We start from the raw sequence: 14,100 nt of genomic DNA, 5'->3' as shown, positions 1-14,100 counted from the left end.
AAATTGAGGCTGAAATTAGAATAAAGACCAATATTCTTAATCGCCTTTCATGCTTTATATGGATTAAATCTTAGAGCGTAGTATTTATTCCCATTGTATTGTTATCATCGAAACAAGATGTTTATTTAACTGATTGTATTTAAATAAGATAAAAAACAATTTTCAGGTTTTAAATAAGATCCATTTTCTGAGAGGAAAATGTTTTTCATTGGGGGGATTGGTTATGATGGGGATTAATTCAGATATTTTAATTAGGGTATTTTAAATGAAGAAAACCATTCGCCAAGTGACTTTTGATTTACTACGCCAATTGAATATTACGACTATTTTCGGTAACCCTGGTTCGACTGAAGAGACATTCTTAAAAGATTTTCCAAGTGATTTTCGTTATATCCAAACATTACATGAAGCTTCCGCTGTGGCAGCAGCTGACGGTTATGCTCAAGGAATGCGCAAAGTGGCGATGGTCAACTTGCATACCTCTGCTGGGCTTAGTAATGGGATGAGTAATATTCTGACCGCCTATATGAACCGTACGCCACTGATTATTACAGCGGGTAACCAAACGCGCGAAATGTTGCTGATGGAACCTTGGCTAACCAATATCGAGCCTGAAACGCTGCCAAAGCCATGGGTGAAATGGAGCTACCAGCCGGAGCGTGCGGAAGATGTCCCTGCTGCATTTATGCGGGCTTATGCGATGGCACTTCAGCCACCAGCAGGACCTGTTTTCCTATCCATTCCCCTCGATGATTGGGATAAGCCAGCCATTGCCCAAGAGGCGGTTGTGCGTGAAGTTTCGCAGCGCATAGGTTATGACCCTGTTCGTTTACAAGCGTTTGCCGATGCGTTGAATGCCGCCAAAAATCCAGTGCTGATTTATGGTTCAGCCATTGCGCGAGGTGAAGGGTGGGATGCAGGCATTACGCTAGCTGAAAAATTAAATATTCCGGTTTGGGCGGCTCCTGCCTCTGAGCGCCCGCCATTCCCTGAAACGCATCCATTGTATGCGGGGGGATTACCTTTCGCGATGGGACCGTTGTCCGATAAACTAAAAGGACATGATTTGGCGTTGATTATTGGGGCACCAGTTTTCCGTTATTATCCTTATGTAGCAGGGAGTTATTTGCCAGATGGCATGCGTTTACTGCACATTACCGATGATCCTATCGAGGTAGGAAGAGCACCGGTTGGTGATAGCTTACTCAGTGATGCGATACTCGCGATTGAAGGGCTGACACCATTAGTGAACGCCAGAGCAGCAGCGAAAAATAAGGTTGAGAAACAGTCCCATGGTATGGCTCCACATCCTGCCGCGCCAGAAGTGAAGGGCAATTCAACGGTATTAAGTGCAGCTCAGCTGTTTAAAGCGCTGAGAGAAGCCTCCCCGAAAGAGGCTATCTTAGTGGAAGAATCGCCGTCAAACCTTGGCGAGTTGCACCGTGAATGGCCAATTGACTCACCGGATTCGTTCTATACCTTTGCCAGTGGATCATTAGGTTGGAACTTGCCAGCAAGCGTGGGGATTGCTTTAGCGGAAAAAGACAGTGGTCGACACCGCCCTGTGATGTCGATTATTGGTGATGGTTCGATGCAATATTCGATTCAAGGGTTATGGAGCGCCGCACAACATAATTTACCGATTGTGTTTGTGATCCCACGAAATAGCGAGTACGCCATTTTGAAATCCTTCGCGGTGTTAGAAGAAACGCCAGGGGTTCCGGGGCTGGATATTCCAAACTTGGATATTGTGGCACTGGGTAAAGGTTATGGTTGCACAGCGTTAAAAGCCACGACGGTGGATGAGGTCAAAGCGGCTTGCCGTGAGGCATTTAAGCGCCAAGGCCCAACGGTGATTGAAGTGCCTATTCAGCCTCAAATTCCACCACTGATTTAAAATAAAATGCAGATTTAAATAAGATGTAGATAGAAAAATAGCCTCAAATAGAGGCTATTTTAATAAAGAGGGAGAGCAGGTTTAGTGCTTCACTAACGTTGAGAAGTAATACACTAATGGCACCGCGAGGATCCACAGACTGATTGGAATTTCACGCCACTTGCCTGCTACCGCTTTAATTAAGATATAAAACAGTAACCCGCCTGCAATCCCTGTACCGAAGCTGTTCGCGATTAACGTGATCATCACCATCATTAATACTGGCAGACCATCGGTAAAATTAGCTAAATCCACTTTGCGTAGTCCGCTAAACATATTTAAACCGATTAAAATCAACGCGGGTGCGGTGGCTTGTGCCGGGATCATTAACGCGATTGGGGTAAACAGTAACATAAGCAGGAACATAAACGCCGCTGCTAATGCTGTCATACCGGTTTTCCCCCCCGCTTCGGCGGCTGCGGAAGATTCAATTAATGCCGTTGCCGCTGGGATACCGACCATTGGACCTAACGCTGCTGCGATGGAGTCCACAATAAACGGACGGTTGATATTCGGCATGTTGCCTTCTTTATCCAGTAATCCGGCTTCGCCACCAACGGCGAGTGTGGTTCCCATGGTGGAGAAAAATTCCGCTGCAAAGAACACAAATAAGAAAGGTAAGAAGGCGATGTTTAAGGCACCGATTAAATCCACCTGACCTAAAACTGGCGCAATAGAATGCGGCATACCGATAAAGCTTTCTGGTAACTTTGTGACGCCAAACGGAATGCCCAGTAGGGTGGCGAACAAAATGGCCCATAAGATCCCACCGGGAATACGGCGAGCTTGCAACGCGATAGCCACAAAGAAGCCGGCTAGAGCGACTAAGGCACCTGGAGAGAGAAAATCCCCCAGCATTAATGCGTTGGTTTTTGGATTGGCTAAGACTAAGCCCGCATTACGAAAGCCCAGCACTGCCACAAACAGGCCGATAGAGGCCGTTAAACCCAACTTAATGGATTGTGGAACGGAGCGAGTCACAACCTCACGTAAACCGAACTTGGTGAGCAGGAAAAATAAAATTCCAGACCAGCAGGCGATGCCTAAACCGATTTGCCAATCAATCCCTTCACTGCCTGCAAGGGTGATCCCCACCAACACCGAGCCACCAATACCGGGACCGACAATAAAAGGCAGGTTGGCGTAGAACGCCATTAATAGGCTGGCGAGTACAAACACGATGATCGTGCCTGTGGTCGCTGCGCCTTTATCCATACCGCCTGCGGCTAACAGGCCGGGAATAACCACGAGCAAATAGGCAGCTGCAAGGAACCCAGTGGCTCCGGCGAGGCATTCTGTTCTGATTGAACTGCCACGTTCACGCAGCGCAAAACGCCTTTCTAACCAACTCCCTGATGTTGGCTGATGAAGAGAATCGTTAGCCATTAATTGGCGCTCCTATCATTATTTTTTATTGGATGAGTGTTTTTAAAACCGCTATTACTTTCAGTACGTTCTAAAACGGCATCAACTATCTGGCGAGTGGTACCGCAAGTCAGTCCTAAATCGGTTAAATGTGGGCCTGCATTACAGGCAAGGCAAGTGCCTTCGATGGCTTTAAATACGCGATACGGCGGTTCCCAGTCAGCAATTTGGCTGCTTAATTCTCTAAGTTGGCGAAATTGTTCTGCCAGCTCAGGTGCAGGTAATTCCGATAACATGCCTGCAATAGGCATGGCCACATGAGCAAGGATTTTTCCGTCTTGAACTAACGCCATACCGCCACCGCTTTCAATCAGCAGGTTGGCTGCCATCGCCATATCGTTGGCATCACGTCCGAGCACCACAAGGTTATGGGAATCATGGGAGTAGCTGGTGGCAATGGCACCCCGTAATTCTCCCCAGCCTTTTAGTAAGGCAATTTGTGGTTTGGCATCATGGCGTCCGTGGCGATGTTGTACGCGGATTAAGCTAAATTCATCTGGCAGTTGAACAATACCGTTTTCGACTTGAACATCGACCTCTCCCCACTGAGTAAAGCGGGCACCGCTAATATGGCGTAAGCGAGCAGTGCCATTTTGTAGGTCAGCTAATTGAAGTTGGCAATCCTGTGCTGAAATTGGCGTCAAGTGCATGGTATCTCGAGGCGGTAAAATCGTATTTTCCGGGGCAATCGGGGAGATAAGTTGCCCATTTTCTGCCACTTTCTTGCCGTCGATATAAACGTGTTGGGCTTTTAAGGTATCCAAAGAATCAAGAACCACTAAGTTGGCTCGGCGACCCGCAGCAATCAGACCCAAGTCGTTGCGCTGTAGGCGAATAGCGCCATTGAGTGTGGCAAAGCGTAGCACATCAGTGGCTTGCATACCGTGTTCAATTAATAAATTTAGCAGCGCAATAATGCCGCCTTTTTCAATCAACATGTCCGGTGGAACATCATCCGTACATACCGTGATTTGTGAGGATAAATGAGGCAGTGTTTGTAATGCCGCAACAATTTCAGGGAGCAGATAAGGGTGAGAGCCACGAATTTCCAGTGTCAGCCCAGCTCGTAATTTTTCGAGGGCATCTTCTGCGGATGTGAGTTCATGGTCGGAAGTCACGCCAGCGGCGAGATAAGCTTGTAAATCAGCGCCTTTTAATCCGCGGGCATGACCTTCAATGATTTTACCGGAGTTTAATCCCGCATCGAGGATCTCTTCCATACGTTCGCTGCCATTTAGTACGCCGAACATATCCATCACTTCTGCCACACCACGCACTTCCGGCCAGCTCAGCATGGTGGACATTTCTTGTCCTGCAAAGTCTGCACCTGACATTTCTAAACCGGGAGTTGACGGCACAGAAGAGGGGGCTGCAACCATCACATCAAGGGGTAAATTACGGCTAGCATCAATGGCATAGCGCACACCATCTAATCCCAAAACGTTTGCAAGTTCATGGGGATCCCAAAATACGGCGGTGGTGCCTTGTGTGAGAACAATTTCAGCATAACGAGCAGGGGGAAGGTGAGAGCTTTCTAAATGGACGTGGGTATCAATAAAACCCGGAGAAATAAATTTTCCCGATAAATTATGGGTTTCATGGCTATCAGTACGGCTTCCCGCTGGATGGACGCTGGCAATCAGCCCTTCAATGATACCGATATCCGCAGGTCGAATTTCCCCGGTGACCATATCGATAATATTGGCGTTGGTGAGTAAAAGATCAAAAGGTACTTCGCCTTTTGCGGCTTGTACGGCACGACGTCGAGTTTGATTTGTTAGCTTCATAAAACACCATCTCAAAGATTTATGTCGCTACTTTATGAGTAAGGCAAACGTTTGCCAAGATGATAAAATTTATCGAATCATAAAGAGAGGTTATAATGCGGCACATCATGATAAGAATAACGATCCGATTAGCGAGGAAATACAATGACTGAGCCATGGCAACGCCTTCCGGCATTAACACTAAAGCAGTTGCAATATTTTGTGACTCTTGCGCATCTGCGTCATTTTACCGAAACCGCAAATCGCTTAGCGGTGAGTCAGCCAGCATTGAGCAGCGCAATACGGCAGATTGAAACCGTGATTGGCGGTAAGTTGATTAACCGTACGGCAGCGTCAGTGACGTTGACTGAGTTAGGTGCCGCAATCTTACCGCATGCAGAGCGTATTTTAAGTGTCTCCCACCGAGGTTTCAGCGATATTCAAAAGATTATCGAAGAGGGGGGCGATGGCACATTGCGCATTGGGTTGGTTCCTTCCGTCAGTTCATTGTTATTCCCGATTATTCCTGAACAATTACAGCAACATTTTCCTAAGCTGAATGTGGAATTTTATGACCAAACGAATGACGCATTAGTGAATAAATTGGTGAATAACGAAATTGATTTTGGGGTAGGCGTATTGGATAGCTCCGTTCCTGAAGAGTTAACTTTATATCCTTTGCAAGATGACCCATTTGTTGCGGTGATCCACCGTGATGAATTTATTTCAGATAATGCATTTCATCTGCCGTGGAAGTTCTTAAATAATCGTGATATTGCCATGTTTTCGAAAGGAAATATTAATCGACTAGTGAGTGCAACAATTGAAAGTAATCGTTTTAATATTAATCCGCGTTATCAAGTCGATTATATTGAAACCTTATATGGGTTAGTGAGATCGAAATTAGCGATTGGCATTTTACCTCAGCTATATACGGTGCATTTACGGGATCCAGAACTAAAAGTTTTACAGTTACAACAACCCGCATTAACGCGGTCGATATCCTTAATGCGTAATAACCAAACGCTAACGCCAATGATGGAATCTGTTTTTCAGCTATTATTTAAAGCATTACGTCGTACGCCTACTCATCAATCTTAATTTTACAGCGCATTTCTATACCTAGTTTTTTATAGTTCATCATGATTGTTTGATTTTTAACAAGTAAGGAGGGTTAAGCACTAATCGTAAAACTATTTTTATTGAGATGAATAAGATTACTACCCTTGACTGTTTATTTTTTAGTCTGTTTTTTGATGTGTAATATGTTGAGGATATACATGAAAGCTATATTGAAAGTCAGCCTGCTCACAACAGTAATGCTATTGATTACTGCCTGTGGTGATCTCGATATTATGGGAAATAAAGGAAAGTTTTATTATAGCAATCCGACAGAAAACACGATTTCCTTTAAAGTGGATGGTAAAGATTATCAGGTCGAGCCTGGCCAGTATGGCGCAGTATCGTTAGCCAACGGTGAACATACACTTGAAGATGGTACTGGTAATGTCACCAAATTTATGGTGTTTGAACATAACTCAGGTGGGATCTTAAACCCTAATCACGGGGTGTATTACACGTTCTCGGAAGTGTATACCGAGCAAGGTAAATATAAGGGTTATCAGCCCACGCCGAGAAATGTCACTATTTATGGGCATGAATTAAGCTTACCTATCAAAAGTAGTAATGCTGCGGTGATTGATGGCAATTTATTCCGTTGTACTTACCCAATTGGCAAAGCGTTGCCAGGTGCAGAGAATAAGCAATATAAGCAAGAAGATATTAAATCAAAATGTTTTGATCAATCCGAGTTAATTGAATATTTTGCGAACGAACACGATCAAAATTTAGTGCCTAATTCACCGCCTAATTCACCGCAAAATGAAGACAATAATTCGATTAGCCAGCACTTAAGTTATCAAGTTCCTCAGGCAGCTTTCCGTGATCCTCAGGTTCAATCGGTGGCGAATGAGATTATAGCGCTAACAGAAACACTGAAAAATGCGAACAAAGTCGATATTCATCAAGACTTAAATAAGCAATATCATCAATTAACTGTTCAGTTAGTCGAAGCGTATACTGAAAGTCCTTCCAGCAATGCGGCTGAGGAATATATAAAACTTAATGGGTTTATTAAAGAAATTAACAAACTCAGAAATTATGGTGTGTGGGTAAGATAAGTATATTCCATTAAGTTTATCTGAGCGTCTTTATAATTAAGAATTTGCTTATAAATTAAGCAGAGTAATCTTATGTGATATCCCGATGAAACACGGAAACTAAGAGGCAGTTATCGTTAGGATAATATTATAAAGAGGCTCAGTGATGAATTTATTTAAGACTTCATTTTTTACTGCAATATCTGCTGCATTCCTACTCTTTTTTTCCAGCGTCTCTGGCGCTAAATCCATTGTTGAACCAGTTAAAGATTCTGAAGTATTAGACTTAGTGTTTATCTTGGATAAAAGCGGTTCCATGTCAGGGTTTGAATCTGACACTGTCGGCGGATATAACAGCGTGCTGACAGAAAATAGAAATAAAGCGGGTAAAACCTTTATTACCACTGTGTTGTTTAATAATAAAACCAGTTTATTACATAATAGAGAGCCTATTGATAAAGTTAAAAACCTCACGCTAGATGACTATTCTGTCGATGGAAATACCGCATTATTAGATGCCATTGGCGATACCATGGTGAAAATGCGTGAAAATAGAAAAATCACCAAGAACAATAATGTTTTGTTTGTGATTATTACTGACGGTGAAGAGAACAGTAGCACCAAATATAGTCAGGCAAAGATTAAATCTATGATTAAATCTGCAGAAGTTGAAGATAAGTGGGACTTTATTTTCTTAGGTGCCAATATTGATGCAATTACGGCTGCGGATAATATTGGTATTAAGAGTTCTAATGCCACAGGTTATGTTCAAGATGGCACGGGTTACGATAAGGCATATAAAGCGGTCAATAAAGCCGTAGAAGCCAAACAGAATGCCGCACCAATATCAGAGGAATGGAAACAGGAAGTTGAGCAAGACGTGAAGGATCGCAAAAAATAAGAAGATAATAAAATCAGTCTGTAAATGAAGATGCTGAAGGCCCCGAAATAATATTCGGGGCTTTTTTATGACATTATTTAGTGGCTTTCAGCGCGGCAAATAACCCTTTAGCGAGTTGGTCTTGCTCTGATTGAATACCGGGTAAAACAAAATAGTAACCCCCACCAAATGGTTTAATATAACGCTCCAGTGGTTCGCCGTTTAGTCGTTTTTGAGTATCAATAAAGCCAGTTTTTAAGTTCTTTTGGTATGAAACGAAAATCAGCCCCATATCCAGTGAGCCGTTATCGGTTAAGCCAAGAGAATAGCTGTAACTGCGGCGGCGTAACTTGGCGGTGTGGCGAGTTGGGTTTCTTGGTTCGGCACGGCGCATATGGGAGTCAAATAAGACGCGGTCACCGTGAGGATCTTTATCAAATCCTGGGTCATCCATTTCGTGCTTCATACCCATTGGTGCGCCAGTTTCTTTATGGCGTCCAAAGTCATTTTCTTGGTCTTCCAGCGGGGTTCTATCCCAAAATTCAAGATTAAAACGAATTAAGCGAACGGCTTGGTAAGTTCCACCGACACACCATGCAGGCTCTTTGCTATCCTCAGTTACCCAAATCAGGTCATCCATTAATTTGCTGTCGTCGGCTGGCGCATTACCAGTGCCATCTTTAAAGCCAAATAAATTAATTGGAGTAGAGCGTTTATCGATATCCCTTGATGGTAAGAACCCATCGATTTTCCATAGCGGGAACCAATAAGGTGAGGTATGGCGCAGAATATCGCGCAGTGCATAAATCACACTTTCTTGGCTATTGGCACAAATTTGCAGCACCACATCACCACCACACCATTTATCTTCTAAACGGTCGTTCGGGAAGCTGGTCATTTCCACCAATTGGCTCGGTTTAAGCTTTTCTAACCCAAAGCGTGAATCAAATAAGCTATCTCCTAAGGAAACTGTGACACTTAGGGCATCAGGCTGAATGAGTGTGCCTAAAATCCCAGACTCTGCGGGAGGCATTTTATCATTCTGATTTGGCGTAGATTTTTGTACTTGGGTCAGAAAGGCAATGCGTTGAGTTAATACCGTGAACAGTGCTTGAAGCTCATCAAGGGTCGTTGATGTGATTCGAAAAGCGATAAACGAGGCATTTTTCTGTTCTGGGGTTAGCACGCCCGCTTGGTGTGAACCTAAATAATTGATGCTTTTGTCATAGGTCAGCCCGCAATCCGCAATGGATGCTTTAGCGCTGAGGGCGGGTGCGGCAAGGATAGCGCCCCCCATGACTAAGGTTTTTAGCGCATGGCGGCGAGATACTTTCGATTGAGAAAACCCCAAAGGTTGTGACTCGCTTTTTAGTTTAGCTTGCATAAATTTATGCCTTAATATTTATAGTAAACATCAACATCTAACTGAGCGCGTAATGTGGCGAGCAGTTCAGCTTGTTGCGTTAACAGGGAATAGAGCGCCATTTTGTCTTGTTGTTTTAGTTGGCTATAAGGAGCGTATTGACCTTTAGCTAATTGATATGACTGCACTATTTTATTAATTTTCTGATCATTTTCTTTTATCTGATCAAGGGTTTTGGATTCAATAAACGGGCTGATCACCTCGATGATGGCTTGAGAACCCTTGGCATTTGCCGCCATATCCGACAGGTCAGAGAGACTATAAATATTCTCTTGTCCTGACAGTTTTGTTTCGAGGATCATCTCCATAAAATCGGCGGAAGCTTGCACCAATTTCGGAATTTCAATGGTTTCGGTCAGGACACGTTTTTGTAAATCTTTCCCTTTTAATAACAGCTCATCAGACGCTGGCAGCGCCGCTTTGAGATCTTGTTTGGCAAATAAAAGGTGTTCAACTAAGTGAAATCCCACGAAGCGGTAATCTTTTTCTTTATCCAGAAAATAATCCGCACGAGGGTTGATGGTTCGGTCAGTATTACCAAATAACACAATGACCGGACGCACTGTTTCATAGTGCTGGTGGGCTTGTATATAGGCCGCTTTCGCCTGCGCTAATTGGCCTTTTTGCACACTTTGATTGAGCTTTTCTAATTGCTCCACCATTTCACTTAACTCCTTGTTGACGAAAGATAAGTATTCTTGAATGGCGGGCTGATATTTTTCAGGGGTGGGAATATCCCCCTTCGCAATAATGATGTTGTCCCCTGTTTGCACAGGGGAACGTAGGGCTTTGCCATAGGCGGTAGATGCCACGAGTGAAGCGACGATTACGCCAATGGCTAAGCGGGTGATTTTACGCATTTTGTAAGTTCCGTTTAGCGGCATGTTTTTTGCTCCAAACAAACAGTGCGAGGATCACAATCCAATAGACAACAAAGGTGATAACACTGAGCCAAATTGGCTGTGAACGATATGCAAAGAATGATGAGATAAAGTTGCCAACCACACCGGAGTCATCCAGTAATGCGCTGGTATCCCATGCAGGGTAGATTAAAAATTCAGGAATTGGATAGTCAAACTCAATCATTAAGTTTGAAATCTCTTCAACACCTCGGAGTAATAAGGAGAGGGCGAGGAACAGTAAAATCACGCCAGTGACTTTAAAGAAAATTTTCCATGAAATAATGCGGTTAGTTAATAAGAAGGCATACAGAGTCATGCCCGCAATAACGATACCCGCAGCAACTTCAAAGATAAATTCGTTAGCATTTTCAGCGGTTAATGACATGATGAAACTGGAAAGGAAAACGACAATTTCGCTGCCTTCACGGGCAATCGCGATAGCGATGATCAAGGTTGCGCCCCACCAACTGTGGTGTTCAGCATTACGATTGATACCCGATTCCAGCTCTTTTTTCATCGAGCCGCCGCTTTTGTTCATCCAATAGACCATTTGAACAATCAAGATACAGGCGAGGATCTCCATGACTATCATGAAAATAGATTGTCCTGTGTCATCAAGGACATTGAATACGCCATAAATCAGTAGAGCGAGTAAGATGGACATGGCGATACCAAGCCCAACACCGCCCCACAGGTATTTCATCCCATTGCGAGCGTCTGGGTGGCGTTTGATCCACGCATAAATGATGCCGATAACTAATAGCGCTTCAAAACTTTCGCGCCAAACTACAAAGAGAACTTGTCCCATGTTGAATCCTACTCTTTAGCGATGATCTCGCCTTTTGGATGTGACAGATGGAAATCGTCGAAAAATGTGTAACTACCTGGTTTTAAAGGTGCAATAACCACAACGGAACTGGCACCGGGGGCTAATACTTTTTCTTTACGCAGTTGCAAACTTTCAAACTCTGCGGGTTCAGTGCCTGTATTGGTAATTTTGATACGAATAATGGTTTTCGCTGGCACTTCCAGAACGCGTGGGATTAAATCCCCATTTTTCATTTCTAATTCAACGGTATATTTTTCGGCGCTTAAGGCTGATAGCGGAAGTAATGCGCAAATAAAAACCAGTAAAAAGCTGAGTAATGTTTTCATTGTTGGCTCAAACTTATTGAAAATTGAGAGTTCCTTACTAGCGAAAAAGGGCTCGCGCGGAATATTACCCCCGCGAAAGCCCTCAGCGCATCATTGAAAAATTAGTAACTGCCTTTGCGACCTATGCCGGCATAGTCAAAGTCCCAAGAGACTTCAAACGGTTCGAACCAAGGAGCAACCCCTGTTTCTTTATCAATGTGGCGACCGAAAGCGGCTTGTTGATTGTGTGACGGTGGGTAAATTTTATAGGTAACGCGATATTTACCATTACCGTTCAGTTTAATATTTTCACCGTAGTGAGGGCCATCGCTTGCCACCATCGGCATAAAGGTGCCTGATTGAGTCTGTGGCTTATCGCCTAGTTTGGTAACGGTATATTCGACCGTTAAGTAAGGCATCCAATCGCCTTCTGCAAAGCCGTTCGGGTTCTCTTCTACCGCATGAATATCGGCTTCTAAGTGAACGTCGGCTTTATCCGCTGGCATGTGAGCCATTTTGTGATGACCTTCTTCGGTGTCCATGGTGATAGGTTGTAAATAAACACCTTGGATTTCCATGCCGTTTTTAATGACTGGGTGACCGAGAGGATACTCTTGAGCAAAGGCGGATAGAGAGAATAAGGCTAAGCCCGAAACGGCAGCCTGATAAGCGAATTTCATTGTGACATCCTTACCTGAATGAAGTTAGAAACATAATGATAATCATTACTATTACTCAAAAACAAGCAGAATGTTTTAGGCTTATATCCAATCCTTGCTATGAATGTATTTAAATTTAATATTAATCAAAGTGTTAATACTTTCTTTTTTAGTGATAAAAAATAAGTATTAGAAAGGTGATTTGCTTCAGACACCGTCGTGTGTTTCACATGCTATAGTCGATACGTTGATCGGTATTCATTAGGTATAAAATTGAGGTGCTGGAGATGCAAAAACGTTATTTGGATTGTTCCGCTTCTGAAATTGCAAAAATGAACAAGAAAAACTTACTGGAAGCGATTAAAGCTAGTGAAGGGCGATTACTGGTGAGTGAAACTATCGGGACTATTCAACCAGTTTTGATGAACGTCACTAATGCGGAACTGGCAGCAAGCCAAGGCGCAGATATTTTGCTATTGAATGTTTTTGATGTGAATAATCCTGTGATGCAGGGATTACCAGAAGGCATTGCACCTGATGACATTATCCGTACCTTAAAGCACTTAACAGGACGTGCGATAGGTGTGAATTTGGAACCTGTTCCAGCAGGGTTTAATAATCCCCATCAAGATAAACAGTGGAAAATCTCTGAAGGGCGTTTGGCTACCGTCAAAAATGCCCTGAAATTAAAAGAGATGGGGGTCGATATTATTGTCCTGACCGGAAATCCGGGCAATGGTGTGACTAACCAAGAAATCAACCAAAGTCTAAAAGAACTTAAAGCGGTGGTGGGGGAAGATATCGTTCTTATTACGGGAAAAATGCATGCGGCGGGAGTCCTCAATGCGTCTGCTGAGCAATTAATTACCGAAGAGGATATTCATTCCTTTATAGAGAGCGGTGCGGATATTATTTTATTGCCAGCGCCGGGAACCGTTCCGGGAATATCCTCAGAATTTGTGCAGAAAATGGTGAGTTATTGCCATTCACAACGTGTAATGACGATGACGGCGATTGGGACATCCCAAGAAGGATCGGACCTGCAAACCATCCGCCAGATTGCCTTAATGTGCAAAATGGCAGGAACAGATTTACATCATATTGGTGATTCGGGGTATAACGGCATTGCCTTACCGGAGAATATCTTGAATTACAGTATTGTGATCCGCGGTGTTAGACACACCTATTCCCGTATCGCCCGTTCAATTAACCGCTAATCTTTGCTGTTTTTCTGGGTGAAATCCCTGCGCTAGAAATGGCGCGGGAATTTCGCTCTAAATGTCATTTCTCATTTTTGCAATTAGTAAATCAACAGCTTTCTATGATTGCATGACTATTACTGAAATAATTAAAGTTCTTTTACAGGATAGGTTTTTTTTATATTTGAGCCATCACTGTACATTTCGGTGATACTGAGTTGATCATCTTTAACGTTATAAAATACCTTTTCATCTAATGGATCATCTCTCCAACGCCCGATACTATCTGGGTTGTTAGATGCCCACATCACTTGATTACCTATTAGCTTGCACTTAATTGCCCACAGTGTTCCGTCAACAGGTCTGATGTAGTGTACATATGCAACTGCAGATTCAATTTTCTCTAATTGCATGATTTTATGATCACGACCAAACATTGCAGCGGAAGCTGCTTTACATACTTTTCCAACATCAGCTTCAGAGGCATAGAGTGATGAGCTAAAAAGTATGGATAGGAGCAGTAGTTTCTTCATTAGAAATATCTCATTATTAATGTGTTAAATAATGCTATCGGCATCAATAGGATTAACTGCACAAGTAACTGTTTTGTCATTTCC

The 14,100-nt window shown here is 43.3% G+C and carries 13 protein-coding genes; 5 read left to right on the top strand and 8 right to left on the bottom strand.

Translation table 11 applies throughout. The features are described from left to right. Positions 1 to 265 precede the first annotated feature (265 nt). Complete coding sequence (mdlC, locus tag LDO73_RS13685; RefSeq protein WP_224058641.1) at positions 266 to 1,897, top strand: benzoylformate decarboxylase; 1,632 nt, start codon at positions 266 to 268, stop codon at positions 1,895 to 1,897. Positions 1,898 to 1,978: 81 nt separating this feature from the next. On the opposite strand, the gene LDO73_RS13680 is transcribed toward mdlC, so the two are convergent. Together LDO73_RS13680 and LDO73_RS13675 are read right to left on the bottom strand one after the other, a co-directional pair. Further along, positions 1,979 to 3,322 carry an NCS2 family permease gene (locus LDO73_RS13680; protein WP_224058639.1) on the bottom strand — a complete coding sequence of 448 codons (1,344 nt, stop codon included), beginning with the start codon at positions 3,320 to 3,322 and terminating at the stop codon, positions 1,979 to 1,981. Further along, complete coding sequence (locus LDO73_RS13675; protein WP_224058637.1) at positions 3,322 to 5,148, bottom strand: adenine deaminase; 1,827 nt, start codon at positions 5,146 to 5,148, stop codon at positions 3,322 to 3,324. Before LDO73_RS13675 ends, LDO73_RS13680 begins: the two co-directional genes overlap by 1 nt. 144 nt (positions 5,149 to 5,292) lie before the next feature. Here LDO73_RS13675 and LDO73_RS13670 point away from each other — a divergent pair, with 144 nt between their 5' ends. The 3 genes from LDO73_RS13670 to LDO73_RS13660 all read left to right on the top strand — a co-directional run bounded on the left by LDO73_RS13670 (position 5,293) and on the right by LDO73_RS13660 (position 8,187). Beyond that, positions 5,293 to 6,228, top strand: coding sequence for a LysR family transcriptional regulator (locus LDO73_RS13670; protein WP_224058635.1), 936 nt, complete (start codon positions 5,293 to 5,295; stop codon positions 6,226 to 6,228). Positions 6,229 to 6,407: 179 nt separating this feature from the next. Further along, the gene (locus LDO73_RS13665) at positions 6,408 to 7,307 is read left to right on the top strand and encodes a hypothetical protein (protein ID WP_224058633.1); all 900 of its coding nucleotides are present in this window, start codon (positions 6,408 to 6,410) and stop codon (positions 7,305 to 7,307) included. Positions 7,308 to 7,452: 145 nt separating this feature from the next. Further along, positions 7,453 to 8,187 (top strand): vWA domain-containing protein, encoded by a 735-nt coding sequence (locus tag LDO73_RS13660; RefSeq protein ID WP_224058632.1) that lies wholly within the window; start codon positions 7,453 to 7,455, stop codon positions 8,185 to 8,187. 73 nt (positions 8,188 to 8,260) lie between these two features. On the opposite strand, the gene efeB is transcribed toward LDO73_RS13660, so the two are convergent. The 5 genes from efeB to LDO73_RS13635 all read right to left on the bottom strand — a co-directional run bounded on the left by efeB (position 8,261) and on the right by LDO73_RS13635 (position 12,305). Next, positions 8,261 to 9,550: an iron uptake transporter deferrochelatase/peroxidase subunit gene (efeB, locus tag LDO73_RS13655; protein WP_224058630.1), complete on the bottom strand. Its 1,290-nt coding sequence runs from the start codon at positions 9,548 to 9,550 to the stop codon at positions 8,261 to 8,263. Positions 9,551 to 9,561: 11 nt separating this feature from the next. Next, positions 9,562 to 10,449, bottom strand: a complete 888-nt coding sequence (locus LDO73_RS13650; protein WP_224058628.1) for an EfeM/EfeO family lipoprotein — start codon at positions 10,447 to 10,449, stop codon at positions 9,562 to 9,564. Then, positions 10,442 to 11,299 carry an FTR1 family iron permease gene (locus LDO73_RS13645; protein WP_224058627.1) on the bottom strand — a complete coding sequence of 286 codons (858 nt, stop codon included), beginning with the start codon at positions 11,297 to 11,299 and terminating at the stop codon, positions 10,442 to 10,444. The genes LDO73_RS13650 and LDO73_RS13645 overlap by 8 nt, the downstream gene beginning before the upstream one ends. Positions 11,300 to 11,307: 8 nt before the next feature. Further along, a complete protein-coding gene (locus LDO73_RS13640; protein WP_224058624.1) occupies positions 11,308 to 11,646 on the bottom strand; it encodes a cupredoxin domain-containing protein in 339 nt (112 codons plus the stop codon). Between the two features lie 101 nt (positions 11,647 to 11,747). Further along, a complete protein-coding gene (locus LDO73_RS13635; protein ID WP_224058621.1) occupies positions 11,748 to 12,305 on the bottom strand; it encodes an iron transporter in 558 nt (185 codons plus the stop codon). Between the two features lie 266 nt (positions 12,306 to 12,571). Between LDO73_RS13635 and LDO73_RS13630 the strand changes: the two genes are divergently transcribed. Further along, the gene (locus LDO73_RS13630) at positions 12,572 to 13,501 is read left to right on the top strand and encodes a haloacid dehalogenase-like hydrolase (RefSeq protein ID WP_224058618.1); all 930 of its coding nucleotides are present in this window, start codon (positions 12,572 to 12,574) and stop codon (positions 13,499 to 13,501) included. Between the two features lie 131 nt (positions 13,502 to 13,632). Here the strand turns inward: LDO73_RS13630 and LDO73_RS13625 are convergent, their stop codons facing one another. After that, positions 13,633 to 14,016, bottom strand: coding sequence for a hypothetical protein (locus LDO73_RS13625; protein WP_224058616.1), 384 nt, complete (start codon positions 14,014 to 14,016; stop codon positions 13,633 to 13,635). Positions 14,017 to 14,100 lie beyond the last annotated feature (84 nt).

The sequence above is a fragment of the Providencia alcalifaciens genome (assembly GCF_915403165.1).
GTDB lineage: Bacteria > Pseudomonadota > Gammaproteobacteria > Enterobacterales > Enterobacteriaceae > Providencia > Providencia alcalifaciens_C.
This window is presented reverse-complemented; position numbering and strand designations above follow the sequence as displayed.

Excerpts from the sequence above, each read along its gene's own strand:
- mdlC (WP_224058641.1), top strand. The coding sequence starts at position 266 with ATGAAGAAAACCATTCGCCAAGTGACTTTTGATTTACTACGCCAATTG.
- LDO73_RS13680 (WP_224058639.1), bottom strand. The coding sequence starts at position 3,322 with ATGGCTAACGATTCTCTTCATCAGCCAACATCAGGGAGTTGGTTAGAA.
- LDO73_RS13675 (WP_224058637.1), bottom strand. The coding sequence starts at position 5,148 with ATGAAGCTAACAAATCAAACTCGACGTCGTGCCGTACAAGCCGCAAAA.
- LDO73_RS13670 (WP_224058635.1), top strand. The coding sequence starts at position 5,293 with ATGACTGAGCCATGGCAACGCCTTCCGGCATTAACACTAAAGCAGTTG.
- LDO73_RS13665 (WP_224058633.1), top strand. The coding sequence starts at position 6,408 with ATGAAAGCTATATTGAAAGTCAGCCTGCTCACAACAGTAATGCTATTG.
- LDO73_RS13660 (WP_224058632.1), top strand. The coding sequence starts at position 7,453 with ATGAATTTATTTAAGACTTCATTTTTTACTGCAATATCTGCTGCATTC.
- efeB (WP_224058630.1), bottom strand. The coding sequence starts at position 9,550 with ATGCAAGCTAAACTAAAAAGCGAGTCACAACCTTTGGGGTTTTCTCAA.
- LDO73_RS13650 (WP_224058628.1), bottom strand. The coding sequence starts at position 10,449 with ATGCGTAAAATCACCCGCTTAGCCATTGGCGTAATCGTCGCTTCACTC.
- LDO73_RS13645 (WP_224058627.1), bottom strand. The coding sequence starts at position 11,299 with ATGGGACAAGTTCTCTTTGTAGTTTGGCGCGAAAGTTTTGAAGCGCTA.
- LDO73_RS13640 (WP_224058624.1), bottom strand. The coding sequence starts at position 11,646 with ATGAAAACATTACTCAGCTTTTTACTGGTTTTTATTTGCGCATTACTT.
- LDO73_RS13635 (WP_224058621.1), bottom strand. The coding sequence starts at position 12,305 with ATGAAATTCGCTTATCAGGCTGCCGTTTCGGGCTTAGCCTTATTCTCT.
- LDO73_RS13630 (WP_224058618.1), top strand. The coding sequence starts at position 12,572 with ATGCAAAAACGTTATTTGGATTGTTCCGCTTCTGAAATTGCAAAAATG.
- LDO73_RS13625 (WP_224058616.1), bottom strand. The coding sequence starts at position 14,016 with ATGAAGAAACTACTGCTCCTATCCATACTTTTTAGCTCATCACTCTAT.